This window comes from Pseudomonas sp. FDAARGOS_761, assembly GCF_013343155.1.
Classification (GTDB): domain Bacteria; phylum Pseudomonadota; class Gammaproteobacteria; order Pseudomonadales; family Pseudomonadaceae; genus Pseudomonas; species Pseudomonas aeruginosa.
This window is the reverse complement of record NZ_CP054572.1, coordinates 3,467,706-3,493,218: the sequence shown is the minus strand read 5'-3', so window position 1 is coordinate 3,493,218 and position 25,513 is coordinate 3,467,706. Positions and strand designations below refer to the sequence as shown.

The window sequence follows — 25,513 nt, the reverse complement described above, 5'->3', positions numbered from 1 at the left end:
CTGCCTCCTGTCGAGCTACAGGCCGGGCATCGGGATGTAGCCGGGCAGCGCGCGGATGCGGGCGATCCAGGCGTTCAGCGCCGGGTAGTGGTCCAGCGCCAGGCCGCCCTCGGGGGCCAGGGCCAGGTAGGGGTAGAGGGCCACGTCGGCGATGCTCGGCTGTTCGCCCTGGGCCAGCCAGCGATGCTCGGCCAGGTGCCGCTCGACCAGGCGCAGCACTTCCAGGCCTCGCTGGTGGGTCTGCTCGCGATCCAGCGGCAGGTCGAAGCGGGCGATCAGCCGGGCGCTGGCCGGACCGTTCTGCACCTCGTTGGCCGAATAGCTGAGCCAGTAGGCGATTCGGCCTTGGCTGACGGGGTCGAGCGGATACCACACGGGATCGGCATGGCGCCGCGCCAGATAGACGAGGATGGCATGGGAGTCGCCCAGTTGCAGCTCGCCGTCTTCCAGCACCGGGATCTGCCCGCGGGGATTCATGCGGAGGAAGGCTTGGGTCTTGTGCTCGCGGTTGAGGAAATCGACCGGCCGCAGCGTCGCCTCGCGGCCGATGAGGGAGAGGAACAGGCGGACCTTGTAGGCGTTGCCGGAGAGATCCAGGTCATGGAGTTTCATCTGAGGGTTCCAGGCGGGTATTGGTGTCTGGATATTAGACAGACAGGTCTGTATATTTCAAGGCACGCGTTCGCCTTTTTCCGTCGGTATTCGTCCGGGGAGCGACGCAGAGCGGTTCAAGGGGGCGGCAGGGTCGCGCATAATGGGCCGCTCAGGAGGCTTTCCATGACATCCCGCAAACGCGAGCAACTGCTCAGCACCGCCGTCGACCTGTTCTATCGCGAGGGTTACCACGCCACCGGCATCGACCGCATCCTGGCCGAATCCGGCGTGGCGAAGATGACGCTGTACAAACACTTTCGCTCGAAGGACGAACTGATCATGGCCGCCCTGGAGGTGCGTCGGCAGCGCACCGCCGAACGCATGCTCGAAGCCGAGGCACGGTTGCAGCCGCGCGCGGCGATCCTGGCGGTGTTCGATGGTCTGCAGGAGTTTCTCCAGGACGAGGCGTTCCGTGGCTGTGCCTTCATCCATGCCGCCGCCGAGTTCCATGAGCGCTCGCATCCGATCCACCGCCAGGCGGCCGAGCAAAAGGCCTTCGTCGAAGCCTACTTCCAGCGCCAGCTGGAGCGCCTGGGCGTGCGTTCGGCGGCACTGCTTGCGCGGCAGTTGCAATACCTGATGGAGGGCGCCCTGGTGATGGCGCACATCCACGGGCCGGCGGACCAGGCCCGCGAGGCCCGGCAGGCGGCCGAAAGTCTGTTGCAGGTCGCTGGCATCTGAGCGCGGGTGCTACCATCGCCGCGAAACACTGCACAGGTCCTTTCGATGCCCCCGGAATGCCAACTCTTCGGAACCCTCGGTTGCCACCTCTGCGAAGTCGCGGAGGCGGTGCTGATGCCCTTCGTCGAACATGGCCTGCTGGTCGAACTGGTGGACATCGCCGACGACGAAGCCTGGGTCGAGCGCTATGGCCTGCGGATCCCGGTGCTGCGCCGCTGCGACAATGGCGCCGAGCTGAACTGGCCGTTCGAGGCCGAGCAGGTCGCAGCCTTCCTCAGCCGCTGATGCCTATTCATTCGCGCTAAGCGCGGCACCGCTGGTAACCCCGCGCGCTATGCGCAAACCGGACTGCGTTCCGCTTCCTTCCCCCATGCCGCGCGGTGCCTGGCTTCGGCGATGCTGGCGAAGCGATGCATAGGCGTTTCTCAATGGTTTTCATAGCCTGAGCCTATTGGCTCGGCAGGCTGCGTTCGGCTAGGCCTAAGGGCGATGGATAAACCCTGAGTTCCCTTCAGGACTGACTGGAAACAGCCGGGAACCCGCGTGGCGCAGGACGCGTCGCAGGTCGTTCGGTCCGCTGTCGCGGACCGCCGGGGTGTGGGGTCGGGACGACGAGGCTCGGCGTTTCCTCATAACGAAAGAGGACGCCTGATGAAAACGCCCGCCTGGACGCGCCATGCCCTCTGGGTCATGCCGCTCGCCCTGGGGCTGCAATCCGCCGTGGTCGCGGGGGATGAGCAGCCAAGCAAGACTTCCAGCTATTCGCCGGTGGTGATCAACGAGGACTTCGCCACCATCATGAAGCGCATGACGGCGAACAAGCCGTCGATCGAGCAGGCCCACAAGACGCTTCTCGAGCAGCGTTACGATCTCAGCGACAGGCCGGCCAAGGGTGCCAGCATGACGCGCGGCAAGCCGCTGCAGGAAGGGGGCCGGGTGAAGCTGCCGGCCGGCACCAGCTGGGAGGAACTGGCCAGGCTGAGCCCCGAGGAAATCCGCAAGCAGGGGCTGTTCCCCGGCGGCTTCCTGCCGCTGCCACACCCCAACCATGCGGAGGGCGGGATGGTCTTTCCCAAGTTCCTCATCGACGAGATCAAGCGCCAGGAAAGCCGCGACCTGACCCGTTTCGACCTCGACTACGACCTGCCGGACCACTTCCTGCCGGAATTCCCGGCACCGATGTTCCTTACCACCCGGCCTGACCTGGGCGATGTGTCCAAGGGCAAGCTGGTGACCATCGACAACTATTTCGAGCTGTTCAACGGGATTCTCAATCCCAAGCAGCTGGAAGGGCTGCGCCTGCTGCTAACGGCCTTTCCGCAGCAGCAGTTCAACCTCACCGACGATCGCCGTAGCGAGCATCCGAGCCGCGGCGTGGCCTGCTTCGACTGCCATGCGAACGGCCACACCAATGCCGCTACCCACCTGGCCGGCGACGTGCGCCCGCAGCCGTTCCGCCACCGCATCGACACGCCGACGCTGCGCGGGGTGAACATCCAGCGGCTGTTCGGCTCGCAGAGGGCGCTGAAGACCGTCGAGGACTTCACCGAGTTCGAGCAGCGTGCCGCCTACTTCGACGGCGACCCGGTAATCGCCACCAAGAAGGGGGTGAACGTGCTCGAGCGTGGCAGTCAGGTGCATTTCATGGGTGAGTTCCAGGCGCTGCTGGACTTCCCCCCGGCACCGAAGCTGGATGTGGAGGGGCGGCTCGATCCGGGCAAGGCCAGCGAGCAGGAATTGCGTGGCGAAAAGCTGTTCTACGGCAAGGCGGCCTGCGCCGGGTGCCATGCGCCGCCTTACTTCACCGACAACCTGATGCACAACCTGAAGGTGGAGCGCTTCTACGATCCGAAACTGGTCAATGGCGTGATGGCGTCCGCCGACGGGCCGATCAAGACCTTCCCGTTGCGCGGGATCAAGGATTCGCCGCCGTACCTGCACGACGACCGCCTGCTGACCCTGGAGGACACGGTGGAGTTCTTCAACCTGGTGCTGGAGCGCAAGCTGTCCGCGGAAGAGAAGGGCGACCTGGTGGCCTACCTGCGTACCCTGTGAGAAAAGACCGAATCGCAGGCAATAAAAAACCCGCCGTTGAGGCGGGTTTTTCGGGATATGGTCGGAGCGACTGGATTCGAACCAGCGACCTTCTCGTCCCGAACGAGACGCGCTACCAAGCTGCGCTACGCTCCGTTTTGTTGGGGCGCATTCTACAGAAAAAGTTTTGGCACACAAGGGGTTAGATGAACTTTTTTTCGAGCCCCGGTTTCCCCGGGCGGAAAAGCAAAGACCCCGTCGCTCGTTCGAGTCGACGGGGTCTTCAGGAAAACCTGTTACGCGACGGTATCAGAGTTCCTTGACGGTGCGGACCTGGTCCTTGTTCACGCGGGCGCGCTTGCCGTCGAGCTGTTCGAACTCGTAGAAGCCGGAATCCTCGTCATAGGAAGGGGTGTCTACGGCCTGGATTTCACGTCCGTCGTTGAGGGTGATCACGGTAGGGCTGGAACAACCCGCGAGGGCGCCGAGGCCTACGGCGAGGAGGAGGGCGGGTAGCATCCGCTTGATCATTGCGCAGTTCTCCTGTGCGGTCAGACTTTGAAGTTACGAGTTTCTGACAGACGAGTTCTAGGAAGAGTTCCCCCCTAAAAACGAGTGTTCCCCCCACCTTCGAGAAAATTCGACTCGACGTCCCTTCCGTTTTACTTCAGTTCGCGGTGATTAGCCAACAGCTCGGGGGTGTTCAGGTTGGCCAGCCGCGGATCGCCCGCGGCCAGCTCGATGGCCTCCGCGCCAAGCGGCAACAGGACGTGGCGTGGGCTACGGTCGCCCTGGCGCCAGGCGTGTTCTATCTCTTCGGCCAGGTGCGTCGGGATCAGGCTGAACAGCGGTTCCCACTGGCCGCCGCAGCGCAGCATCCAGGGGCGCGCCGGTGTGCGGCCGGCGGCCTGCAGCAGGGTTTCCAGCAAGGCGCGGTCGATGCGCGGCGCGTCGCAGGGCAGCACCAGCAGCCAGGGATGCCGGGCCACCGCCAGGCCGGCGCGGATGCCGGCGAGCGGGCCGGGGAAGTCTCGGCTGTCGTCGCTCACCAGGCGGTCGGCATAGGCCGCATAGCGTTCCTGGTTGCGGTTGCAGGAGACGATCAGGTCATCGGTGAGCGGGCGCACCAGGCGATGCAGGTGGGCGATCAGGGGCAGGTCCTGCCACTCGATCAGGCCCTTGTCGCGACCGCCCATGCGCTGGCCGCGGCCTCCCGCCAGGAGAAGGATGGAGCAGGGGGGCAGGGCGCTATCGGGCATCTGGGGTCTCCGTGTCGGGCCTGTGATATAACACCGCGATCACGTCCACAAGCAAGGGCCAACCCCATGAGCCACAAGGCCGAAACGGCATTCGTGCCGTTGAACATCGCCGTCCTGACCGTCAGCGATACCCGTACCCTGGAAACCGATACCTCAGGCCAGTTGTTCGTCGACCGCCTGACCGAGGCCGGGCACAACCTGGCCGCTCGCGTGCTGCTGAAGGATGACCTGTACCGGATCCGCGCACAGGTCGCGACCTGGATCGCCGAGGACAGCGTGCAGGTCGTGCTGATCACCGGCGGCACCGGTTTCACCGGCCGCGACAGCACCCCGGAAGCGGTGGCCTGCCTGCTGGACAAGCAGGTGGACGGCTTCGGCGAGCTGTTCCGGCAGATTTCGCTGGCCGACATCGGTACCTCCACCATCCAGTCGCGGGCCCTGGCCGGGCTTTCCAACGGTACCCTGGTCTGTTGCCTGCCGGGCTCCACCAATGCGTGCCGCACTGCCTGGGAAGGCATCCTCGTCGAGCAACTGGACGCCCGTCATCGCCCGTGCAACTTCGTCCCGCACCTGAAACAGGCGGCGCCCTGCGAGAGCCGCGGGTGAGCGGCTGCTGCGAACAGCCGGGGCTGATGCCGGTCGAGACGGCGCTGGAACGGCTCCTCGAACTGGCCGCGCAAACGCCTATCGATACGTGTGAGCAGGTGCCCCTGGAGCAGGCTGGCGGCCGCGTGCTGGCGGTCGACCTGCTGGCCGGCCTGGACCTGCCGCCGTGGCCGAACAGCGCCATGGACGGCTACGCCTTGCGACTCGCCGACTGGAACGGCGAGCCACTGCCGGTCAGCCAGAAGATCTTTGCCGGACAGGCGCCGGAGCCGCTGCAAGCGGGTACCTGTGCGCGGATCTTCACCGGTGCGCCGCTGCCGGAAGGCGCCGATCTGGTAGAGATGCAGGAAAACGCCGAAGCGCTCGACGATGGCCGCGTGCGCTTCACCCAGCCGTTGCGCGCGGGCCAGCATGTGCGCCCGCGTGGCCAGGAAATCCGCCAGGGCGACCTGGTCCTGCCGGCCGGCACGCGCCTGCGCTCCATCGAACTGGGGCTGGCGGCTTCGCTCGGCTGCGCGACCCTGGAGGTGCGATGCAAGCCGCGGGTGGCGCTGCTGTCCACCGGCGACGAGCTGGTCGAGGCGGGCCAGCCGCTGCAGGCCGGGCAGATCTACAACAGCAACCGCCCGTTGCTCAAGGATTGGCTGCAACGCCTGGGCTGCGACGTGCTCGACGCCGGTATCCTTCCCGACGACCTGGCACGTACCCGCGAGCGCCTGGCCGGGTTGGCCGGGGTGGACCTTATCCTTTCCACTGGCGGCGTATCGGTGGGCGAGGCCGACTTCCTCGGCATGGCGCTGCGCGAAGCCGGCGAGCTGACCCTCTGGAAGCTGGCGATAAAACCCGGCAAGCCGCTGACCGTCGGCCAGTTCCAGGGCATCCCGGTGATCGGCCTGCCGGGCAATCCGGCTTCGACCCTGGTCACCTTCGCCCTGCTGGCGCGTCCCTACCTGCTGCGCCGGCTCGGCGTGGCGCAGGTCGCGCCGCTGCGGGTGGAGGTACCGGCCGGCTTCGCCTGGACCAAGGCGGGGCAGCGTCGCGAGTACCTGCGTGGTCGCCTGGAGCAGGGCCGTGCGGTGCTCTATCCGAACCAGAGTTCCGGGGTACTGCGCAGCGCTTCCTGGGCCGAGGGGCTGGTGGAGGTCCGCGAGGGACGTACCCTCGTGGAAGGCGAGGGCGTGGCGTTCATTCCGCTGAGCGAACTGCTCGACTGAGCCGACGGTGGCCGGATGGCCGCCGTTCTCATTGCGCCGCCGGCTCCTTCCGCCGTTGCCGGTACTCGCCGGGCGTCTGCCCGGTCCAGCCCTTGAAACTGCGATGGAACGAGCGGGACTCGGTGAAGCCCAGGTACTGGGCGATGTCCTGGATCGGCAGCTCGCTATGCAGCAGGTAGTGCTCGGCCAGTTCGCGGCGCAGTTCGTCGAGGGTCTGCTGGTAGCTGCTGCCGGCTTGCTGCAGGTGGCGTTGCAGGGTGCGTACGGTCATGCCGAACTTCTCCGCCACCCGTTCCTTGCGCGGCAGGCCGTCCTTGAGTAGCTGGCGCAGGGCGTTCTTCACCCGCAGCGGCAGCGGCTCGTCATCGTCCAGCTCGGCCATCAGCGCCAGGGCATGTTCTTCCAGGGTGCGCAGCAGCGTCGCGTCGGCCTGGCGCAGCGGCAGCGCCAGGTAGTCCAGTGGTACCAGCAGCGCCGAACAGGGTTGGGTGAAGCGCACCGGACAGCCGAAGAAGGTCTCGTAGTCTTCCACGCGGGTTCCGTCCGGCAGGTCGTGTTCCAGCCAGACCTCGTCCGGCGAACCTTCCAGGTCGGCGATCCAGCGCGCGTAGAGGACCCAGGAAGCCAGGACGTGCTCGACCATGTGGCGCCGTACCAGGGGTGTCTGGTGGCGGCAGTTCCAGATCAGCCGGACCTGCCCGCCGGCCGCCTCGATGCGGCTGGTGCCCATGTCGCCGACCAGCTTCTCGTAGGGCGTGATGCGGCTCATGGCCTCGCCCAGGGTGGCGCAGTTCATCGCGATGTAGCCGAGCACGCTCCAGGAGCCGGGCTGGACGAAGCGCGCCGAATGCAGGCCGAACAGGGGATCGCCGGAATGCTCGCAGAAATAGCCGAGCAGGCGCTCGTGGGCTTCGCCCGGCAGGCGCTGGCGATTGTCGTTGAGCTGGTCGGCCTGGAGGCCGGCGGCGGCCAGGGCAGGGGCGATGTCCAGGCCGAGCCGTTCGGCGTGGCGCAGGTACTTCAGCAGGGCCGGAACCGAGGTGGAGCCAAGGGTCTGCATGGTCGTTGTTCTTGTCGTGGCGGGTGGAACAGGCCGTCCGGCGTGCGTGCCGGCTGTCTTGATCGGTCACAGGGAGTGTCTCGATCCGACAGTGACAGGCGAGGGCGGCTGGCTAGTATAGGCAGCCAGAAAGGTTCCGATAAACAGGTTGCCGCGACAAGCGAGGGGAGAGGTTCATGCGTCGTTGGAATGGCTGGGGCGAAGAAAGCACCGTGGTCGAATTGCCGGACAGCGCCCGTGGGTTCCTGGCGGAACTGGTCGGGCAGGGCGCACGCTTGCCGGACGCCAGCCTGGAGGCGGCGCTCGCGAAGGTCCCGGCGTCGCGCCTGGAGGCCGATCCGCGCTACAGCATCGACCCCCGTGAGCGTCTGCTGCATGCCCGCGGGCAGAGCCTGCCGGACTGGCTGGCGATGCGCGAGGGCGACTTCGGCGTCTACCCGGACGCCGTGGCCTATCCGGAAACCGCCGAGCAGATCCGCGAGTTGCTGGCCCTGGCCGACTCCCGCGACCTGCAACTGATTCCCTATGGCGGCGGTACTTCCGTGGCCGGCCATATCAATCCGCAAGCCTCGCGGCGGCCGGTACTGACGGTCTCGCTGGAGCGCATGAACCGCCTGATCGATCTGGACCGCGAGAGCCTGGTCGCGACCTTCGGCCCCGGCGCCGCCGGCCCGCAGGTGGAGAGCCAGTTGCGTGCGCTGGGCTACACGCTCGGGCATTTCCCGCAGTCCTGGGAGTTGTCGACCCTCGGCGGCTGGGTCGCCAGCCGCTCCAGCGGCCAGCAGTCGCTGCGCTACGGGCGGATCGAACAACTTTTCGCCGGCGGGACCCTGGAGACCTTCGCCGGGCCGCTTGAAATCGCTACCTTCCCGGCATCCGCGGCGGGACCGGACCTGCGCGAACTGGTGCTGGGCTCTGAGGGACGCTTCGGGATCATTTCCTCGGTGAAGGTGCGGGTCTCGCCGCTGGCCGAGGACGAGCGCTTCTACAGCGTCTTCCTGCCGAACTGGCAGCAGGCCCTGCAAGCCACCCGCGAGCTGGCCCAGGCGCGCGTGCCGCTGTCGATGCTGCGCCTGTCCAACGCCGTGGAAACCATGACCCAACTGGCCCTGGCCGGCCATCCCGGACAGATCGCCTGGCTGGAAAAATACCTGGCACTGCGCGGCGCGGGCGAGGGCAAGTGCATGCTGACCTTCGGCGTGACCGGCAACCGTCGGCAGAACGGATTGTCGCTGAGCCAGGCGAAGGCCTTGCTGAAACGCTTCGGCGGGGTCTTCACCGGCACCCTGCTGGGGCGCAAGTGGGCGCAGAACCGCTTCCGCTTCCCCTACCTGCGCGAGGCCCTGTGGCAGGCGGGCTACGCCGTGGACACCCTGGAGACCGCCACCGACTGGAGCAACGTCGACGGCCTGCTGCAGAAGATCGAGGCCAGCCTGCGCGACGGCCTGGCCGCCGAGGGCGAGAGGGTCCATGTGTTCACCCACCTCTCGCATGTCTATGGCGAGGGGTCGAGCATCTATACCACCTACGTGTTCCGTCCGGCCGCGAGCTATGCGGCGACGCTGGAGCGCTGGAAGCGTCTCAAGCATGCGGCCAGCCAGGCGATCGTCGACAATCGCGGCACCATCAGCCACCAGCATGGCGTCGGCAAGGACCACGCACCCTACCTGCCCCGCGAGAAGGGCGAACTGGGCGTCGCCGCGCTGCGTGCCATGGCCGGTCACTTCGATCCGGCCGGGCGGCTCAACCGCGGCACCTTGCTGCAGGACTGAGCGGAATGACTTCAGCCTGGAACGAGGAGTGGCGTCGCCGCCGCCTGCCGGCGCTGGCGGGGCAGGAGTGGGACCTGATCGTGGTCGGCGGCGGCATCAGCGGTGCCGGCATCCTCCGCGAAGCCGCGCGGCGCGGCTGGCGCTGCCTGCTGCTGGAGCAGCGGGACTTCGCCTGGGGCACCTCGAGCCGCTCGTCGAAGATGGTCCATGGCGGCCTGCGCTACATCGCCAAGGGCCAGTGGCGGCTGACCCGCGACTCGGTGCGCGAGCGCCAGCGCCTGCTCGGCGAGGCGCCTGGGCTGGTGGAGCCGTTGAGCTTCGTGATGGCCCACTACCGCGGCGGCTTTCCCGGCCCGCGGCTATTCGGCGGCCTGCTGAGCGTCTACGACGCCCTTGCCGGGCGGCGCAACCACCGTTTCTACGACGCCGCCGCGTTGCGCTACCTGGCGCCGGGCCTGAAGGAACAACGGCTGCTCGGCGGCACGCGATTCTTCGATGCGGTGACCGACGATGCGCGCCTGGTGCTGCGGGTGCTGGCCGAGGCGCGTCACGACGGCGGCGAGGCATTCAACGGCATGCGTGTGCGCGAATTGCTGCGCGAGGGCGGCCAGGTGGTCGGCCTGCGCGCCGAGGACCGCGAGAGCGGCGAGCTTCTCGACTTTCGCTGCCGTGCCCTGGCGGTGGCCACCGGGGCCTGGGCCGATGAGTTGCGCCAGCCCGGCGGAAGCGAGCACATCCGCCCGCTGCGCGGTAGCCATCTATTGCTGCCGGCCTGGCGCCTGCCGGTGGCCCATGCCTTCAGCTTCATGCACGCCACGGACCGGCGACCGGTGTTCGTGTTCCCCTGGGAGGGTGCGACGGTGGTCGGCACCACCGATCTCGACCATCGCGACGGCCTTGGGGAGGACGCGCGGATCAGCCGCGCCGAACTCGACTACCTGCTGGCGGCCTGCGCCCAGCAGTTTCCCGCCGCTGCCATCGAGGCGTGCGACGTGCTGTCGACCTGGGCCGGCGTGCGACCGGTGGTCAGCAGCGGCGACGACAGCGGCAAGCCTTCCGACGAGAAACGCGAGCATGTGCTCTGGCGCGAGCCGGGCTGCGTGACCCTGGCCGGCGGCAAGCTGACCACCTTCCGGCCGCTGGCGGTGGAGGTGCTACAAGCCTGCGCGCCGCTGCTCGGGCGCACGGTCACGGACGATGGCGCGGCGGTCTTCGACGCCTGCGAAGGCCCGCTCATCGACGGGCTCGGCAGCGGCCAGCGACGCCGCCTGGCCGGTCGCTACGGACGCGACCTGGTCCGCCTCAAGCGGCTGGTGGACACCCTCGGAACGGACTGCGTGGGTGCCAGTGAAACGCTCTGGGCCGAACTGGCGTTCGCCGCCGAGGCGGAAATGGTGCTGCATCTCGACGACCTGCTGTTGCGCCGCACCCGCCTCGGCCTGCTGTTGCCCGGAGGCGGCGCGGCATACCTGCCGCGTATCCGCGCACTCTGCCAAGCGCGCCTGGGCTGGGACGACCCGCGCTGGGAACGTGAGCAACAGGCCTATCTGGACCTCTGGCGCCGGCACTACAGCCTGCCCGTCTGACCAGCCGAGACGAGAACGAGATGAACGACAAGAACTATCTGCTGGCGATCGACAATGGCACCCAGAGCGTGCGCGCCCTGCTGTTCGACTTGCAGGGCAACCTGCTGGGCAAGGGCAAGGTGGAGCTGGAGGCCTACTACTCGAAGCATCCGGGCTGGGCCGAACAGGACCCCGAGTACTACTGGGCGATGCTCGGCGAGGCCTGTCGGCGGCTCTGGGACCAGGTGGACATCGATCGCGGGCTCATCCGCGGGGTGTCGCTGACCACCCAGCGTGGCACGGTGATCCACGTCGATGCCGAGGGCAGGCCGTTGCGTCCGGCGATCCTCTGGCTCGACCAGCGCCGGGCGGAGGTCCGCGAGCGCATCAGGGGGCCGTGGGGCTGGCTGTTCAAGCTGGTCGGCGCCGAGGGCGCGGTGGAGCATTTCCGCGCCCAGGCCGAGGTCAACTGGGTGGCGCAGGAGCAGCCGGAGATCGCCGCGAAGACCGACAAGGTGTTGCTGCTTTCCGGCTTTCTCAGCCACCGCCTGACCGGCCGTTTCGTCGATTCGGTGGGGTGCTGCGTAGCCTACCTGCCGTTCGACTACAAGCGCCTGCGCTGGGCCGCCCCGCGCGACTGGAAATGGCAGGCGCTGGCGGTACGCCGCGAGCAGTTGCCGGAGCTGTTCAAGCCGGGCGAGCGGCTCGGCGAGATCAGCGCCGAGGCCAGCCGGCACACCGGCATTCCACAAGGCCTGCCGTTGATCGCCGCGGGGGCCGACAAGGCCTGCGAGGTGCTCGGCGCAGGTGCGCTGGAGCCCACCATCGCCTGCCTCTCCTACGGCACCACGGCGACCATCAACACCACTCGCGCCCGCTACCTGGAAACCGTGCCGCTGATTCCACCCTATCCGGCGGCGATTCCCGATCATTTCAATACCGAGGTGATGATCTATCGCGGCTACTGGATGGTCAGCTGGTTCAAGCGCGAGTTCGGCTTGCGCGAGATGCAGCAGGCGCGCGAGCAGGGGGTCGAGCCGGAGCAACTGTTCGACGAACTGGTCAACGGCGTGCCGCCCGGCTCGATGGGCCTGACCCTGCAACCCTACTGGTCGCCGGGAATCCGCGAACCGGGACTGGAGGCCAAGGGGGCGATGATCGGTTTCGGCGACGTGCATACCCGGGCGCACATCTACCGGGCCATCCTCGAGGGCCTGGCCTATGCCCTGCGCCAGGGCAAGGAGCGCATCGAGAAGCGTTCGGGCACGCCGATCGTGCGCCTGCGCGTGGCCGGCGGCGGCTCGCAGAGCGACGCGGCGATGCAGCTCACCGCCGACATCTTCGGCCTGCCGGCCGAGCGCCCGCATGTCTACGAGGCGTCCGGCCTGGGTGCGGCGATCGACTGCGCGGTGGGGCTCGGCCTCTATCCGGACGTCGCCAGCGCGGTGGCCGGGATGACCCGCGTCGGCCGGGTTTTCCTGCCCCAGGCGGAAGCCCGGCAGATCTACCAGCGGCTCTATGGCGAGGTCTACCTGCGCATGTATCGCCAGTTGCGCCCGCTCTACCGCAGCATTCGCGAGATTACCGGCTACCCTGCCTGAACCGGGCGCCGCACTTCCGTCCCGGATACGCGGTCAATAGGCAAAGACAAGGCCACGACGAGGGGTTCGGTTCGATGGACAAGGACAAGGTTCTGCTGGTCCTGCATGGCAAGCAGGCGGGCAACGAAGAGGTTCGTGCCGCGGTCGCGGCGCAGCGCGAGGCCGGACGGGAGCTGGCGGTGCGAGTAACCTGGGAGGACGGCGACGCCCGGCGCATCGTCGAGGAGGCGCTGGCGGCCGGCTATGCGACGCTGGTCGCCGGCGGTGGCGACGGCACGCTGCGCGAGGTGGCCGAAGCGCTGGCGCGCGGGCGAGGCGAGGCGAGCCTGGCGATCCTGCCGCTGGGCACCGCCAACGATTTCGCCCGCGCCGCCGGGATTCCCCTGGAACCGGCCGCGGCGCTGGCGCTGCTCGACCAGACGGCGCGGCCGATCGACCTGGGCGAGGTGAACGGCAAGCTGTTCCTCAACATGGCCACTGGCGGCTTCGGTTCGAAGGTCACGGCGAATACCTCGGAGGACCTGAAGAAGGTTCTCGGCGGTGCCGCCTACCTGTTGACCGGGTTGACCCGTTTTTCCGAAGTGCATGCCGCCCAGGGCCGTTTCAGCGCCCCGGACTTCCAGTGGGAAGGCGAGTTCCTCGCCCTGGGCATCGGTAACGGGCGCCAGGCCGGCGGCGGACACGTACTGTGTCCGCAAGCGCGAGTGGACGACGGCCTGCTGGACGTGAGCATCCTGCCGACGCCGCAGGACATGGTCGGTACCCTGGGCACCCTGCTCGGCGGTGGCAACGGAGTGGAAAGCCTGTTCGTCCGCGCGCGGGTGCCATGGCTGGAAGTGGAGGCGGCGGAAGGTCTCGACGTCAATCTCGACGGCGAGCCGCTGGAGGGACGCAAGCTGCGTTTCTCGGTTTCCCCGGGCGCGCTGCGCGTGCACTTGCCGGCCGGTTCGCCGTTGTTGCGCGAGCCGCCGCGCGAGGACTGAGGGCGGGGCCGACTGATCCGCTGCCTGGAGTGGCGTCTGTGTCTTGTCGGCCTTTCCCGCGACACCGTATAACAGCATCTTTCCACCAAGGATGCTGGTTCCATGTTCCGTCTCTCCGCGCTGTACCGCTATCCGATCAAGTCTTCCGCCGCCGAGTCCCTGGAGCGCGTCGCGCTCGATGCGCTGGGCGTGGTCGGCGACCGACGCTGGATGGCGGTGGACACCGAAACCGGACGTTTCTTCACCCAGCGCCTGCTGCCGCAGCTGGGGCGTATCCAGGCGCGCTGGGCGGCGCCGGAGGTCCTGCGGCTGAATGCGCCGGGGATGTCCGAGCTGAGCCTCGAAGTACCGGCAGCCGACGCCAACCTGCGTGGCGTCACGGTCTGGCGCGATACCTTGCAGGCGCCGGATGCCGGCGACGCCGCAGCGGACTGGCTGACGCGCTTCCTCGGCCGCCCGACGCGCCTGGTGCACATTCCCGAGGCGCGCGCGCGGCAGGTCGATACCGGCTACGCCGAGCCGGGGCAGAAGGTGCATTTCGCCGACGGTTTCCCGCTGCTGCTGATCGGCCAGGCTTCGCTCGACGACCTCAGCCAGCGGGTCGGCCGGCCGTTGGAGATGCTGCGCTTCCGTCCCAACCTGGTGGTGGAAGGCAGCGCCGCGTTCGCCGAGGACGGCTGGAAACGCATCCGCATCGGCTCGGTCGAGTTCGTCGTGGCCAAGCCCTGTTCCCGCTGCATCCTCACCACCCTGGATCCGGCGACCGGCGAGCGCAACGAGGACCGCGAGCCGCTGACGACCCTGAAGACCTACCGGGAAAAGGATGGCGCGGTGCTGTTCGGGCAGAACCTGATTGCGCTGGGACAGGGCGGCCTGGAGGTGGGGATGCCGGTGGAAATCCTCGACTGAGGAACGGTCGCCCGCCGTTGCGGCGGGCGGCCATTGCCGGCGATCAGAGCTTGGCGTCGACGCAACCGGTGCTCAGGCACTCGCGCTCGCGTTCGCGGAGGAAGTCGAGGCGCTGGCGGGTCTTCTCGGTGGCGCAGTCGAGATTGACGAAATAACCGTTGTCCTTGCTTTCGCTGCAGGCCGCGTCGCGCTCCTTGATCCAGGCGATCTGGCTCTTCTTCAGCAGGGCTTTCTGGCCGTCGTTCAGGTGCTTGCGCAGGGTGCCGAACTGCTGGTTCAGCTCGCGGTCGGCCTGGGAAAACTCGCCGCTGCGGCAATACACGCTGTCGAAGGCGTTGCGCGGCGTACCGCAGGCGTCGGCGGCCAGGGCGCCGTCGGCGAGCAGCAGGCTGGAGGCGGCGAGCAGGGCGGTAGCGAGGGGCTTGTTCATCTTGAGGTCCTTTTCAAGGTACTGGAAAGGCCCGGGCGTCCGGGCCGGGTTGGGGGTCAGAGATCGTCGAAGTAGCGTTCGTGCCAGTCGACGATGGGCTGCGGTGCATTGAGCTTCTGCCCGTAGATCACCGCATAGGACAGCACGTTCTGCACGTACTGGCGAGTCTCGTCGAACGGAATGGTCTCGATCCACACGTCGAAGGCCAGGTGGCGGGTATCTTTCAGCCACTGGCGGACGCGGCCCGGACCGGCGTTGTAGGCGGCCGAGGCGAGTACCCGGTTGCCGTTGAACTGGCCATGCACCTGGCTCAGGTAGGCGGCGCCGAGGCGGATGTTGACGTCGGGCACGATCAGTTGCTGGGTCGAGGCCAGCGGGATGCCGAACTTGCGCGAGGTCTCCTTGGCGGTGCCGGGCATCAGCTGCATCAGCCCGGTGGCGCCGACTCCGGAACGGGCATCGGACATGAACGCGCTTTCCTGCCGGGTGATGGCGAAGATCCAGCTGGAGTGCAGGCCGCGGTTCTTCGCTTCGCGCACCAGGGTGGCGCGGTGCGCCATCGGGAAGCGGATGTCCAGGTCGTCCCAGTACTGCGCCTGGCTGATCGAGCGGATCGCCGGGAAATACCACTGCATGTCGTAGGCCAGCCTGGCCTGGGCGATCAGCTCGTCGCGATCGAACAGGCGCGCGGCGTGGTACCACTCGCGGCGGGCGTTGATCACTTCGCCACGGTTGAAGAACTCCATGGCCCGGCGCGTGCTGGCGGCGTTGCGTACGCGTTGCAGGACGCGCGGGTCGATGTGCGCAGGGCGGTTGCCGAGCTTGTACGGCACGCTCAGGCGGTCGGCGGCGAGGAAGCCGTAGAAGTCGCGCTCGCCGGCGAGCTTCTGGTACAGCGCGATCGGCTCCTTGCTGTTCGGCTGTGCCAGTTGCAGGCTGCGTGCCTGCCAATAGCGCCAGCGGCTGGTGGCGGCGAGATCCTGGGGCAGCTTGCGGGTCAGCGCATAGGCTTCGTCCCAGCGGCCCAGGCGCAGCAGCAGGCGGGTGCGCCATTCGGTGACGGTGTTGTCGCGCAGGCCGGGATCGTACTGGGTCATCAGCGGCAGTGCACGCGGATCGAAGCGCTTGGCCAGGCTGAGACCGATCTCGCGGGCGATGGCGACCTTCTCGTCGCTGGAGAAGGGTAGCGCCGAGCTGTAGTAGTCGAGCAGGCTCAGGGCCTTTTCCGGGTCCTGCCGCGCCAGGCGGCGCAGGCCGAGACCGACCACGTCGGCGGTGGCATGGTCGCGCTGGCTGAAGCGGCCGGTCTGGCTCAGCTGGGCGGGGTTCTGCGCCACGCTGACCATCAGCGCGCCCTGGTTGCCGAGGGTCGGCAGGCGCTGCGCGAGGTGCGAGGCGAGGCTGTAGTTGCGCGCTTCGGCGGCCAGCTTGAGGCGTTTCCAGACCTTTTCCTCGGTGAGCTGGCCTTCGCCCTGCCAGAGGCCGAACAGGGTGTCGCAGGCAGCCGGCTGCGACTTGCCGACCAGCCACAGGCGTTCGCTGGTGGCGTAGCCTTCGGCCTTCTGGCCGTGGCCCAGCTGGTACTGGCCATACAGGCAGTCGAGTTCGGTGAAGTTCAGCTTCGGATCGTAGTAGTTGACGAAGGTCTTCCAGTCGCCGCGGTCGGCCAGCAGGCGCAGCCAGCGCAGTTTCAGCCAGCCGATCTGCGGCAGGTCGCCGTGTTCGGTGAGGAAGCGCTCGACCTCCTCGTTGCTGGCGGACTTCAGCCGATGGGTCAGTTCGTCGTAGGCCAGGTAGGGTTCCAGCGGGTAATCGCGCAGGGCGCTGCGCGAGGCCATGTAGGGCGCGCTGTTGCCCTTGGCCAGGGCGGCCTTGGCCTGGTCGTAGAGACGGCGTTGTTCGGTCAGGGAAGCGGCGTGGGCCGCGTCGACGGAGGAAATACTGAGCAAAAGACAGGAAACGAGAGTGAACAGGCGACCGCGCATGACTTATCCGGGCAGGTGATGTCGGGTAACGTCGGCAGGTCCGCAACGGCTGCCTACGGGCGTTTCGACCGCTCGCGGGACTGGCGCGCGACCGCTGTCGCGGGGCGCGCCCGAAGCCGGGCGGATGGCTCGCCTAAGCTTAGCCGTTGCGGCATGGCGGTGAAAGCGCCGTGCCATCCGATGCCTATCCGGCGTAAAATGCGCGCCCTGTTTCCGGAGGCGCCCATGACCCTGCTCAAGTTCACCGATGTATCCCTTGCCTTTGGCACCACTCCCTTGCTGGACAAGGTGTCGTGGCAGATCGGCCGTGGCGAGCGGGTCTGCGTGATCGGGCGCAACGGTACCGGCAAGTCCAGCCTGTTCAAGGTGGTCAAGGGCGAACAGCAGGCCGACGACGGCGAAGTCTGGCGCGCACCGGCGCTGAAGATCGGCGAATTGCCCCAGGAACTGCCGCGTGCCGACGAACGGACAGTGTTCGACGTGGTGGCCGAGGGTCTGGCGGAAGTCGGCAAGCTGCTCGCCGAGTACCACCACCTGAGCCTGAACATCCATACCGACGATGACCTGGCGCGCCTCTCGCGGGTCCAGCAGGAACTCGAGGCGCGCGATGGCTGGCGCCTGCAGCAACTGGTGGACAGCACCCTCAGCCGCCTGCAGTTGCCGGCCGACAAGACCCTCGCCGAACTCTCCGGCGGCTGGCGTCGGCGCGTGCTGCTGGCCCAGGCGCTGGTCGCCGAGCCGGACCTGCTGCTGCTCGACGAACCGACCAACCACCTGGACATCGGCGCCATCGCCTGGCTCGAGGAAGCGCTGCTGGGCTTCAACGGCGCGGTGCTGTTCATTACCCACGACCGCGCCTTCCTGCAATCCCTGGCGACCCGCATCCTCGAGCTGGATCGTGGCCACCTGATCGACTGGAACGGCGACTACGCCAGTTTCCTGGTGCACAAGGAACAGCAACTGGCCGCCGAAGAAGCTGCCAACGCATTGTTCGACAAGCGCCTGGCCCAGGAAGAAGTGTGGATCCGCCAGGGCATCAAGGCCCGCCGCACGCGCAACGAAGGGCGGGTTCGGGCACTGAAGGAAATGCGTCGCGAACGCGCCGAGCGCCGCGAGCGCCAGGGCAAGGCCAGCTTCCAGCTGGAAAGCGCGGACAAGTCCGGCAAGCAGGTGATCGTGGTGGAGCACGTCAGCTTCGCCCATCCCGGCGGCCAGCCGCTGGTACGCGACTTCTCCATGGTCCTGCAGCGCGGCGACCGTATCGGCCTGCTCGGCGCCAACGGTACCGGCAAGACCACCTTGCTCAAGCTGCTGCTTGGCGACCTGCAGCCGACCTCGGGCAAGATCGAGGTGGGCACCAAGCTGGAAGTGGCCTACTTCGACCAGTTGCGCCATCAGCTCGAACCCGAGCAGACGGTGATCGACAATATCTCCGAAGGTCGCGAGTTCATCACCATCGACGGCCAGAACCGGCATGTGCTCAGCTATCTCGGCGACTTCCTGTTCAGTCCGCAGCGCGCCCGCACCCCGGTGAAGGCGTTGTCCGGCGGCGAGCGCGCGCGCCTGTTGCTGGCCAAGCTGTTCAGCAAGCCGGCCAACCTGCTGGTGCTCGACGAACCGACCAACGACCTCGACGTGGAAACCCTGGAACTGCTGGAGGAAGTCCTGCTCGGCTTCCAGGGCACCGTGCTGATGGTCAGCCACGATCGGGCCTTCCTCGACAACGTAGTGACCAGCACCCTGGTCTTCGAGGGCGAGGGCAAGGTTCGCGAATTCGTCGGTGGCTACCAGGACTGGCTGCGCCAAGGGGGCACGCCGCGCCTGCTCGGCGTGAGCGAGTCGAAGAGCGGCAAGGCCGAGCTGAATACCGCGCTGGCGCCCGCCGCCGAACCCGCGCCGGCTGCTGCGGCGCCGAGCGAGGCGCCGGCGAAGAAAAAGCTCAGCTACAAGTTGCAGCGCGAGCTGGAGGCTTTGCCCGGGCAGATCGACGCGGTCGAGGCGGAGCTGGCGGGTGTCCAGGAAACCATCGCGCAGCAGGATTTCTATCTGCGCCCGCAGGACGAGCAGCGCGAAACCCTGGCGCGGCTGGACGCGTTGCAGCAGGAACTCGATGCCTTGCTCGAACGCTGGGCCGAACTGGAAGACTGATCCATCTCGAAAAAGTGAGCTGCATCAATGTGATAGCGGCTCATCTCGATGATCCTTGCGGGCCTTGCCGGCGGTGGGTGCAGTCCCCCGTCGGTCCCTCTGGCTGGCGTCATTGACGGGCCGGCCGTCTCCCGAGAAAGGATCAGTCCATGGCAATCGAGTACCGCATCACGCTGGACGACCAGCATCAGCTCAACTATCGCATCGAGCTGGAGCGGCACTACGACCCGCAGGCGGCTGCCGCAGCGCCGCGCTGGACGCGCCTGGAACACAATCGCTGCAGCAACTGCCCGCTCGATCGCGAACGCTACAGCCATTGTCCGGCGGCGGTCGACCTGCATGGGGTGATCGAGGATTTCCGCAACCTGCCGGCGTTCCGCAAGGCCGGCATCTGCGTGCGCACGCCGGAGCGCGAGTACATCAAGCAGGCGGGCCTGGAGGAAGGACTGCGCGCGCTGATCGGCTTGATCATGGCCAGCAGCGCCTGTCCGCTGCTGGCGCCGCTGAGGCCGATGGCCATGCAGCACCTGCCGTTCGCCAGCAACCAGGAGTTCGTGCTGCGGGTGGTGCCGCTGTACCTGATGCGCCAGTACTTCAACTTCCGCGAGGGGCGGCATGCCGATTGGGAACTGAAAGGGCTGGTGCGGCTGTTCCAGCAGTTGCAACTGGTCAACCAGGCGTTCTGGCAGCGAATCCACGACACCTGTGTCAGCGATTCCAACCTGAAGGCGTTCCTGACCTTCTTCTCGCTGTCGTCGAGCATCAGCTATTCGCTGGAAACCCAGTTGCAGAAGATCCGCCCGCTGGTGATGAGCGCCGAGGAAACGCTCGGCTGAGGCGCAGGCCCCGGCCGAGCGGGGAGAGATCAGGCTTTCTTCAGGTGCACCGCGAGCACGTCGCAGGGCGCGCCGTGCAGCACGTCGTTGGCAGTGGAACCGAGCAGCAGCGCCAGGCCGTGGCGACCGTGGCTGCCGACCACGATCAGGTCGCAGGCCTGTTCCGCGGCGAGGCGGTGGATTTCCTGGCGCGGTTGCCCGTAGACCAGGTGGCGCTGCTCGCTGCCGAGGTCCGGATAGCGTACGGCGAAGGCATCCAGGCGTTCACGGGCCTGGTCGAACTGCTGCTGCTGCAACATCGACAGGTCCATCGGCACGTCCCCACCGAAGGCCATGGCCATGGGCTCGACCACATGCACCACCGAGAGCCGGGCCTGGTTGCTGGTGGCCAGGGCCGCCGCACGCTTCATCACCGGGTCGCATTCGTCGGTCAGGTCGACGGCGACCAGAATGTGTTGATAGGGCATGAACGTCTCCTCCCAGAAGGGGATAGTGTTTTCATTATGGACTTTCGCGCCGCGCGTGGAACCTGTTCCGTTGCGCTGGGCAAAAAGCTGCTCCGCCGTGGTCGCATTCGCCTGTAAACTGCGCCTCCCTTGGCGACTGCGATCGATCCTGCCTGCGCGCGTGGATCGAGGCAAATGCCTTAACAGTTTTTCGAGTGTCCGTTCCTTATGACCACTTGGCTGGTGATCCTGCTGCTGGCTGTCATGCTCAGTCCCCTGGCCTGGCTGATGCCGTCCAACAGGCAGCGCGGCAAGATGGCCCTGCGCCTCGAGGCGCGCCGTCTCGGCCTGGCCATGCAGCTCGCGCGCCAGGATTGGCCGCATTGGCTGGAGAGTGCTCCGCCGACGTCCTGCGCGCAGTTCCACTGCCCGCGCCGACGCGGCCGGGAGGCCTGGTGCTATTGGCAGAATACCCCGGCCCAGTGGCTGAACCAGTGGCGCGAGCCGTGCGCGGACGATGAGTTGCTGGACGCCCTGCGCAGCCTCCCCGGGGATGTCTACAAGGTGGAGGCGACCGCCCAGTTCCTTGCCCTGTATTGGGGCGAGCGCGGCGATAGCGCCGACCTCGGGCGCATCGCCGAGTTTCTCCGCCAGCGCGCCTGAGGCGGCGCGCCGAGGTTCATTGGTTGCGCGCGGCATACAGCGCGGCGACCTTCTCCAGGCCATCGATGATCCGGTCTGCATTCTTGTTGACCAGGAACGGCACGCTGTTCTGGTTGTAGTTGCGCAGGGACTTCTCGATGTAGTGCCACTTGATCGCCACGCTGCGCAGCGCCCTGGCGATCTCCTCGTCGTTCTGCGGCGCCTGCTGCAGCTTCAACAGGTTGACCGAAAAGCGGCTGGCCAGGTCGTCCAGTGGACGCTCCTCGCCGCCGCCGAAGAAGCTGGCGCCCACCGACGCGTTGCGCGAGGCATAGTCCAGAGCAATGTCCTGCATCAGCAGGCTCTGTTCGCGGCTCTGCTCGGTGAGCGTCGGCACCGTGGCGGCGTTTTCCCGTTGCAGGCTGCGATACAACTGGCCGCCGAGGTCCATCAGTTGCTGGTTGCGCCGTGCCAGGTCGGCGACCGGTTGGAGGTCGCTGTAGCCCTTGTTGCGCACCGCGCCGGTCAGCTTGTCGAGGTCTTGCGCATAGTCCCGCCATTGCTCGCGAAGCTGGCCCAGCAGGCGCCGGGATTCGCTGCCGTTCACGCCGTCGAGTCGCTGCAGGCGGGCTTCCGCCGTCTGCGCCGAGCTTTCGATCAGGCTGGCGTAGCGTTGATCGCCTTCCTGGCCGACGTACATGAAGAAGGCGTTCAGGGATTTCTGCGTGGCGAGCCGCATCTGGTGCAGGGCGAGCAGGTCATCGGCGGTCCCTGCCGCGAAGACGGGGAGGCTCAGCAGGCCGAGCAGGGCCAGACAAAGAGTGAACGGACGGCAGATCATGGGTTCCATCTCCATGTGGCCCTGGAGGCCTTCTTGTTGTTCTTTTGTAACGGCCCGTGGCCGATCATGCATGGCGATCTGCGGCGACTCTAGCCTGCCTTTCCGCACCGGGACAAGCGCCCACGGCGCCGATCATCGAACATCTGAATGGTCCGACAGAGGCTGGCTGAATGGCCCTGCGCAGAGGGCCTGGAGGAGGGCAGGTGTTTTCCGGATGGCTGATTGACAATTCCCGGCTTTTGCCGGAATGTGTGCGCACCCAAGTCAAACGGGCGTATGAATCGAGCGTTTGCCTCGCGCAGGCCTCGACAATAGAGACCCGGTTATCGCGTCGGCGGGTGTGCCGAAGGGTTTGGGACTATGCTCGGCGGTTGCCGAAAGGGTCCCGACACGGCGTCCGATGTGTAAGTTCAAGCTTCCATAATAGCGTGGAGATCAGTTGATGATTTACCAAGGTAAAGCCATCACGGTTAAGCCTCTTGAGGGCGGCATCGTCGAGTTGAATTTCGATCTCAAGGGCGAGTCCGTCAACAAGTTCAACCGTCTCACCCTCAGTGAGTTGCGTGCGGCAGTCGATGCGATCAAGGCCGATGCATCGGTCAAGGGCGTGATCGTGACCAGCGGCAAGGACGTGTTCATCGTTGGTGCCGACATCACCGAGTTCGTTGACAACTTCCAGCTGCCCGACGAGGAACTGATGGCGGGCAACCTCGAAGCCAACAAGATCTTCAGCGACTTCGAAGACCTGGACGTACCCACCGTTGCCGCGATCAACGGCATCGCCCTCGGCGGCGGCCTGGAGATGTGCCTGGCCGCGGACTTCCGCGTGATGAGCGCGACCGCCAAGGTCGGCCTGCCGGAAGTCAAGCTGGGCATCTACCCGGGCTTCGGCGGCACCGTCCGCCTGCCGCGCCTGATCGGCTGCGATAACGCCGTCGAGTGGATCGCCTCGGGCAAGGAAAACAAGGCCGAGGACGCCCTGAAGGTCGGCGCCGTCGACGCCGTGGTCGCTCCCGAGCAACTGCAGGCCGCAGCCCTGGACCTGGCCAAGCGCGCCGTCGCCGGCGAGCTGGACCACAAGGCACGGCGCCAGCCGAAGCTGGAAAAGCTGAAGCTGAATGCAATCGAGCAGATGATGGCCTTCGAAACCGCCAAGGGCTTCGTCGCCGGCCAGGCCGGTCCGAACTACCCGGCGCCGGTGGAAGCCATCAAGAGCATCCAGAAGGCCGCCAACTTCGGCCGCGACAAGGCGCTGGAAGTCGAAGCCGCCGGCTTCGTCAAGCTGGCCAAGACCTCGGTCGCGCAGAGCCTGATCGGCCTGTTCCTGAATGACCAGGAACTGAAGAAGAAAGCCAAGAAATACGACGAAGTCGCCAAGGACGTGAAACTGGCCGCCGTGCTCGGCGCCGGCATCATGGGCGGCGGTATCGCCTATCAGTCGGCGCTCAAGGGCACCCCGATCCTGATGAAGGATATCCGCGAAGAGGGTATCCAGATGGGCCTGAACGAGGCCGCCAAGCTGCTCGGCAAGCGCGTCGAGAAGGGTCGCCTGACCCCGGCGAAGATGGCCGAGGCGCTCAATGGCATCCGTCCGACCATGTCCTATGGCGACTTCGGCAACGTCGACATCGTCGTCGAAGCCGTCGTCGAGAACCCCAAGGTCAAGCAAGCCGTGCTCGCCGAAGTGGAAGGCGCGGTGAAGGAAGACGCGATCATCGCCTCCAACACCTCGACCATCTCCATCAGCCTGCTGGCCCAGGCGCTGAAGCGTCCGGAAAACTTCTGCGGCATGCATTTCTTCAACCCGGTGCACATGATGCCGCTGGTGGAAGTGATCCGTGGCGAGAAGACCGGTGAAACCGCCATCGCCACCACCGTCGCCTACGCCAAGAAGATGGGCAAGAGCCCGATCGTGGTCAACGATTGCCCCGGCTTCCTGGTCAACCGTGTGCTGTTCCCGTACTTCGGCGGCTTCGCCAAGCTGCTGAGCTTCGGCGTCGACTTCGTGCGCATCGACAAGGTGATGGAGAAGTTCGGCTGGCCCATGGGCCCGGCCTACCTGTCCGACGTGGTCGGCATCGACACCGGCCACCATGGCCGCGACGTCATGGCCGAGGGCTTCCCGGACCGCATGGCGGTCGAGGGCAAGACCGCCGTCGACGTGATGTACGAGGCCAACCGCCTGGGCCAGAAGAACGGCAAGGGCTTCTACGCCTACGAGACCGACAAGCGCGGCAAGCCGAAGAAGGTCACCGATCCGCAGGCCTACGAAGTGCTCAAGCCGATCGTGGTCGAGCAGCGCGAAGTGACCGACGAGGACATCGTCAACTTCATGATGATCCCGCTGTGCCTGGAAACCGTGCGTTGCCTGGAAGACGGCATCGTCGAGACCGCTGCCGAGGCCGATATGGGCCTGATCTACGGCATCGGCTTCCCGCCCTTCCGTGGTGGTGCTCTGCGCTACATCGATTCGATCGGTGTCGCCGAGTTCGTGGCCCTGGCCGACAAGTACGCCGAGCTGGGCGCGCTGTACCACCCGACCGCGAAGCTGCGTGAAATGGCCAAGAACGGTCAGAAATTCTTCGGTTAATCGCGGAACGACTAGAGCGAGAGTGAATTTATGAGCCTGAATCCGAGAGACGTCGTCATTGTCGACTTCGGCCGCACCCCGATGGGTCGTTCCAAGGGTGGCATGCACCGCAACACCCGCGCCGAGACCATGTCGGCGCACCTGATCAGCAAGCTGCTGGAGCGTAACCCGAAGGTCGACCCGGCCGAAGTGGAAGACGTGATCTGGGGCTGCGTCAACCAGACCCTGGAACAGGGCTGGAACATCGCGCGCATGGCGTCGCTGATGACCCAGATCCCGCACACCAGCGCCGCGCAGACCGTCAGCCGCCTGTGCGGTTCGTCGATGAGCGCGCTGCACACCGCCGCCCAGGCGATCCAGACCGGCAATGGCGATGTATTCGTCATCGGCGGCGTGGAGCACATGGGCCACGTCGGCATGATGCATGGCGTCGACCCGAACCCGCACCTGTCCCTGTACGCGGCCAAGGCCTCGGGCATGATGGGCCTGACCGCGGAAATGCTCGGCAAGATGCACGGTATCAGCCGTGAGGCGCAGGACAAGTTCGGCGCGCGTTCGCACCAACTGGCCTGGAAGGCCACCCAGGAAGGCAAGTTCAAGGACGAGATCATCCCGATGGAAGGGTATGACGAGAACGGTTTCCTGAAAGTCTTCGACTTCGACGAGACCATTCGTCCGGAAACCACCGTCGAGACCCTGGCCGAGTTGAAGCCGGCGTTCAATCCGAAAGGCGGCACCGTGACCGCGGGGACCTCCTCGCAGATCACCGACGGTGCCTCCTGCATGATCGTGATGTCGGCCCAGCGCGCCCAGGACCTGGGCATCCAGCCGATGGCGGTGATCCGCTCCATGGCCGTGGCGGGTGTCGACCCGGCGATCATGGGCTACGGCCCGGTGCCGTCGACCAACAAGGCGCTCAAGCGCGCCGGCCTGACCATCGCCGACATCGATTTCGTCGAACTCAACGAAGCCTTCGCCGCCCAGGCCCTGCCGGTGCTGAAGGACCTCAAGCTGCTCGACAAGATGGACGAGAAGGTCAACCTCCACGGCGGCGCCATTGCCCTGGGTCACCCGTTCGGTTGCTCCGGTGCACGCATTTCCGGCACCCTGTTGAACGTGATGAAGCAGAACGGCGGTACCCTTGGCGTGTCCACCATGTGCGTGGGCCTGGGACAGGGTATCACCACCGTCTTCGAGCGCATCTAAGCGTTCGTCGAAGGGGAAAGCCGGGGCCTCGTGCCCCGGCTTTCGTTTTTC

The 25,513-nt window shown here is 66.6% G+C and carries 23 protein-coding genes and 1 tRNA gene; 15 read left to right on the top strand and 9 right to left on the bottom strand.

Annotation, left to right across the window (positions count from 1 at the left end; all coding sequences use genetic code 11):
- Positions 1-15: 15 nt before the first annotated feature.
- On the bottom strand, positions 16-612 hold the full coding sequence (locus FOC67_RS16265; RefSeq protein WP_003091251.1) for a glutathione S-transferase family protein: 597 nt from the start codon (positions 610-612) through the stop codon (positions 16-18).
- Between the two features lie 165 nt (positions 613-777).
- Here FOC67_RS16265 and FOC67_RS16260 point away from each other — a divergent pair, with 165 nt between their 5' ends.
- The 3 genes from FOC67_RS16260 to FOC67_RS16250 all read left to right on the top strand — a co-directional run bounded on the left by FOC67_RS16260 (position 778) and on the right by FOC67_RS16250 (position 3,390).
- The gene (locus tag FOC67_RS16260) at positions 778-1,335 is read left to right on the top strand and encodes a TetR/AcrR family transcriptional regulator (protein WP_003109619.1); all 558 of its coding nucleotides are present in this window, start codon (positions 778-780) and stop codon (positions 1,333-1,335) included.
- Positions 1,336-1,380: 45 nt separating this feature from the next.
- Positions 1,381-1,620 carry a glutaredoxin family protein gene (locus tag FOC67_RS16255; protein ID WP_003109620.1) on the top strand — a complete coding sequence of 80 codons (240 nt, stop codon included), beginning with the start codon at positions 1,381-1,383 and terminating at the stop codon, positions 1,618-1,620.
- Between the two features lie 366 nt (positions 1,621-1,986).
- Complete coding sequence (locus FOC67_RS16250) at positions 1,987-3,390, top strand: cytochrome b6 (RefSeq protein ID WP_009313812.1); 1,404 nt, start codon at positions 1,987-1,989, stop codon at positions 3,388-3,390.
- A gap of 58 nt (positions 3,391-3,448) precedes the next feature.
- On the opposite strand, the gene FOC67_RS16245 is transcribed toward FOC67_RS16250, so the two are convergent.
- From FOC67_RS16245 to mobA, 3 genes are all read right to left on the bottom strand, one after another.
- A tRNA-Pro gene (locus FOC67_RS16245) sits at positions 3,449-3,525 on the bottom strand.
- A 153-nt stretch (positions 3,526-3,678) separates the two neighbouring features.
- Positions 3,679-3,900 (bottom strand): YgdI/YgdR family lipoprotein, encoded by a 222-nt coding sequence (locus tag FOC67_RS16240; protein ID WP_003091247.1) that lies wholly within the window; start codon positions 3,898-3,900, stop codon positions 3,679-3,681.
- 131 nt (positions 3,901-4,031) lie between these two features.
- Positions 4,032-4,628, bottom strand: a complete 597-nt coding sequence (gene mobA, locus FOC67_RS16235; RefSeq protein WP_003160650.1) for a molybdenum cofactor guanylyltransferase MobA — start codon at positions 4,626-4,628, stop codon at positions 4,032-4,034.
- A gap of 66 nt (positions 4,629-4,694) precedes the next feature.
- On the opposite strand from mobA, the gene moaB reads away from it, so the two are divergent.
- Together moaB and glp are read left to right on the top strand one after the other, a co-directional pair.
- A complete protein-coding gene (gene moaB / locus FOC67_RS16230; RefSeq protein WP_003091240.1) occupies positions 4,695-5,234 on the top strand; it encodes a molybdenum cofactor biosynthesis protein B in 540 nt (179 codons plus the stop codon).
- Positions 5,231-6,448: a gephyrin-like molybdotransferase Glp gene (gene glp, locus FOC67_RS16225; RefSeq protein WP_009313813.1), complete on the top strand. Its 1,218-nt coding sequence runs from the start codon at positions 5,231-5,233 to the stop codon at positions 6,446-6,448. Before moaB ends, glp begins: the two co-directional genes overlap by 4 nt.
- A 28-nt stretch (positions 6,449-6,476) precedes the next feature.
- On the opposite strand, the gene FOC67_RS16220 is transcribed toward glp, so the two are convergent.
- The gene (locus tag FOC67_RS16220; protein ID WP_003091237.1) at positions 6,477-7,508 is read right to left on the bottom strand and encodes an AraC family transcriptional regulator; all 1,032 of its coding nucleotides are present in this window, start codon (positions 7,506-7,508) and stop codon (positions 6,477-6,479) included.
- Between the two features lie 176 nt (positions 7,509-7,684).
- On the opposite strand from FOC67_RS16220, the gene FOC67_RS16215 reads away from it, so the two are divergent.
- From FOC67_RS16215 to FOC67_RS16195, 5 genes are all read left to right on the top strand, one after another.
- Positions 7,685-9,280 (top strand): FAD-binding oxidoreductase, encoded by a 1,596-nt coding sequence (locus FOC67_RS16215; protein ID WP_003119788.1) that lies wholly within the window; start codon positions 7,685-7,687, stop codon positions 9,278-9,280.
- A 5-nt stretch (positions 9,281-9,285) separates the two neighbouring features.
- The gene (locus FOC67_RS16210) at positions 9,286-10,866 is read left to right on the top strand and encodes a glycerol-3-phosphate dehydrogenase/oxidase (RefSeq protein WP_003109492.1); all 1,581 of its coding nucleotides are present in this window, start codon (positions 9,286-9,288) and stop codon (positions 10,864-10,866) included.
- Between the two features lie 20 nt (positions 10,867-10,886).
- The gene (locus FOC67_RS16205) at positions 10,887-12,446 is read left to right on the top strand and encodes an FGGY-family carbohydrate kinase (RefSeq protein ID WP_003109491.1); all 1,560 of its coding nucleotides are present in this window, start codon (positions 10,887-10,889) and stop codon (positions 12,444-12,446) included.
- 74 nt (positions 12,447-12,520) lie between these two features.
- The gene (gene yegS, locus FOC67_RS16200; protein ID WP_003091230.1) at positions 12,521-13,429 is read left to right on the top strand and encodes a lipid kinase YegS; all 909 of its coding nucleotides are present in this window, start codon (positions 12,521-12,523) and stop codon (positions 13,427-13,429) included.
- Positions 13,430-13,531: 102 nt separating this feature from the next.
- On the top strand, positions 13,532-14,338 hold the full coding sequence (locus FOC67_RS16195) for an MOSC domain-containing protein (RefSeq protein ID WP_003122468.1): 807 nt from the start codon (positions 13,532-13,534) through the stop codon (positions 14,336-14,338).
- Between the two features lie 43 nt (positions 14,339-14,381).
- On the opposite strand, the gene FOC67_RS16190 is transcribed toward FOC67_RS16195, so the two are convergent.
- Both FOC67_RS16190 and slt read right to left on the bottom strand, forming a co-directional pair.
- A complete protein-coding gene (locus FOC67_RS16190; RefSeq protein ID WP_003091225.1) occupies positions 14,382-14,768 on the bottom strand; it encodes a lysozyme inhibitor LprI family protein in 387 nt (128 codons plus the stop codon).
- Positions 14,769-14,824: 56 nt separating this feature from the next.
- On the bottom strand, positions 14,825-16,753 hold the full coding sequence (gene slt, locus FOC67_RS16185; protein WP_023097397.1) for a lytic transglycosylase Slt: 1,929 nt from the start codon (positions 16,751-16,753) through the stop codon (positions 14,825-14,827).
- 225 nt (positions 16,754-16,978) lie between these two features.
- Between slt and FOC67_RS16180 the strand changes: the two genes are divergently transcribed.
- Positions 16,979-18,901, top strand: coding sequence for an ATP-binding cassette domain-containing protein (locus FOC67_RS16180; protein ID WP_003091215.1), 1,923 nt, complete (start codon positions 16,979-16,981; stop codon positions 18,899-18,901).
- Between the two features lie 149 nt (positions 18,902-19,050).
- On the top strand, positions 19,051-19,737 hold the full coding sequence (locus tag FOC67_RS16175; protein ID WP_003091213.1) for a hypothetical protein: 687 nt from the start codon (positions 19,051-19,053) through the stop codon (positions 19,735-19,737).
- Between the two features lie 29 nt (positions 19,738-19,766).
- Here the strand turns inward: FOC67_RS16175 and FOC67_RS16170 are convergent, their stop codons facing one another.
- Positions 19,767-20,204, bottom strand: a complete 438-nt coding sequence (locus FOC67_RS16170) for a universal stress protein (protein ID WP_003091210.1) — start codon at positions 20,202-20,204, stop codon at positions 19,767-19,769.
- 207 nt (positions 20,205-20,411) lie between these two features.
- On the opposite strand from FOC67_RS16170, the gene FOC67_RS16165 reads away from it, so the two are divergent.
- The gene (locus FOC67_RS16165; protein WP_009313816.1) at positions 20,412-20,846 is read left to right on the top strand and encodes a hypothetical protein; all 435 of its coding nucleotides are present in this window, start codon (positions 20,412-20,414) and stop codon (positions 20,844-20,846) included.
- A 16-nt stretch (positions 20,847-20,862) separates the two neighbouring features.
- Here FOC67_RS16165 and FOC67_RS16160 read toward each other — a convergent pair whose 3' ends face one another.
- Positions 20,863-21,681: a hypothetical protein gene (locus FOC67_RS16160; RefSeq protein WP_003119795.1), complete on the bottom strand. Its 819-nt coding sequence runs from the start codon at positions 21,679-21,681 to the stop codon at positions 20,863-20,865.
- Between the two features lie 427 nt (positions 21,682-22,108).
- On the opposite strand from FOC67_RS16160, the gene fadB reads away from it, so the two are divergent.
- Positions 22,109-24,256, top strand: a complete 2,148-nt coding sequence (gene fadB, locus FOC67_RS16155) for a fatty acid oxidation complex subunit alpha FadB (RefSeq protein WP_003091204.1) — start codon at positions 22,109-22,111, stop codon at positions 24,254-24,256.
- 30 nt (positions 24,257-24,286) lie between these two features.
- On the top strand, positions 24,287-25,462 hold the full coding sequence (fadA, locus tag FOC67_RS16150; protein ID WP_003113978.1) for an acetyl-CoA C-acyltransferase FadA: 1,176 nt from the start codon (positions 24,287-24,289) through the stop codon (positions 25,460-25,462).
- Positions 25,463-25,513: the final 51 nt, after the last annotated feature.

Bases quoted from the DNA above. Each gene is read 5' to 3' on its own strand.
- FOC67_RS16265 (WP_003091251.1), bottom strand. From the start codon at position 612: ATGAAACTCCATGACCTGGATCTCTCCGGCAACGCCTACAAGGTCCGC.
- FOC67_RS16260 (WP_003109619.1), top strand. From the start codon at position 778: ATGACATCCCGCAAACGCGAGCAACTGCTCAGCACCGCCGTCGACCTG.
- FOC67_RS16255 (WP_003109620.1), top strand. From the start codon at position 1,381: ATGCCCCCGGAATGCCAACTCTTCGGAACCCTCGGTTGCCACCTCTGC.
- FOC67_RS16250 (WP_009313812.1), top strand. From the start codon at position 1,987: ATGAAAACGCCCGCCTGGACGCGCCATGCCCTCTGGGTCATGCCGCTC.
- FOC67_RS16240 (WP_003091247.1), bottom strand. From the start codon at position 3,900: ATGATCAAGCGGATGCTACCCGCCCTCCTCCTCGCCGTAGGCCTCGGC.
- mobA (WP_003160650.1), bottom strand. From the start codon at position 4,628: ATGCCCGATAGCGCCCTGCCCCCCTGCTCCATCCTTCTCCTGGCGGGA.
- moaB (WP_003091240.1), top strand. From the start codon at position 4,695: ATGAGCCACAAGGCCGAAACGGCATTCGTGCCGTTGAACATCGCCGTC.
- FOC67_RS16220 (WP_003091237.1), bottom strand. From the start codon at position 7,508: ATGCAGACCCTTGGCTCCACCTCGGTTCCGGCCCTGCTGAAGTACCTG.
- FOC67_RS16215 (WP_003119788.1), top strand. From the start codon at position 7,685: ATGCGTCGTTGGAATGGCTGGGGCGAAGAAAGCACCGTGGTCGAATTG.
- FOC67_RS16210 (WP_003109492.1), top strand. From the start codon at position 9,286: ATGACTTCAGCCTGGAACGAGGAGTGGCGTCGCCGCCGCCTGCCGGCG.
- FOC67_RS16205 (WP_003109491.1), top strand. From the start codon at position 10,887: ATGAACGACAAGAACTATCTGCTGGCGATCGACAATGGCACCCAGAGC.
- yegS (WP_003091230.1), top strand. From the start codon at position 12,521: ATGGACAAGGACAAGGTTCTGCTGGTCCTGCATGGCAAGCAGGCGGGC.
- FOC67_RS16195 (WP_003122468.1), top strand. From the start codon at position 13,532: ATGTTCCGTCTCTCCGCGCTGTACCGCTATCCGATCAAGTCTTCCGCC.
- FOC67_RS16190 (WP_003091225.1), bottom strand. From the start codon at position 14,768: ATGAACAAGCCCCTCGCTACCGCCCTGCTCGCCGCCTCCAGCCTGCTG.
- slt (WP_023097397.1), bottom strand. From the start codon at position 16,753: ATGCGCGGTCGCCTGTTCACTCTCGTTTCCTGTCTTTTGCTCAGTATT.
- FOC67_RS16180 (WP_003091215.1), top strand. From the start codon at position 16,979: ATGACCCTGCTCAAGTTCACCGATGTATCCCTTGCCTTTGGCACCACT.
- FOC67_RS16175 (WP_003091213.1), top strand. From the start codon at position 19,051: ATGGCAATCGAGTACCGCATCACGCTGGACGACCAGCATCAGCTCAAC.
- FOC67_RS16170 (WP_003091210.1), bottom strand. From the start codon at position 20,204: ATGCCCTATCAACACATTCTGGTCGCCGTCGACCTGACCGACGAATGC.
- FOC67_RS16165 (WP_009313816.1), top strand. From the start codon at position 20,412: ATGACCACTTGGCTGGTGATCCTGCTGCTGGCTGTCATGCTCAGTCCC.
- FOC67_RS16160 (WP_003119795.1), bottom strand. From the start codon at position 21,681: ATGGAGATGGAACCCATGATCTGCCGTCCGTTCACTCTTTGTCTGGCC.
- fadB (WP_003091204.1), top strand. From the start codon at position 22,109: ATGATTTACCAAGGTAAAGCCATCACGGTTAAGCCTCTTGAGGGCGGC.
- fadA (WP_003113978.1), top strand. From the start codon at position 24,287: ATGAGCCTGAATCCGAGAGACGTCGTCATTGTCGACTTCGGCCGCACC.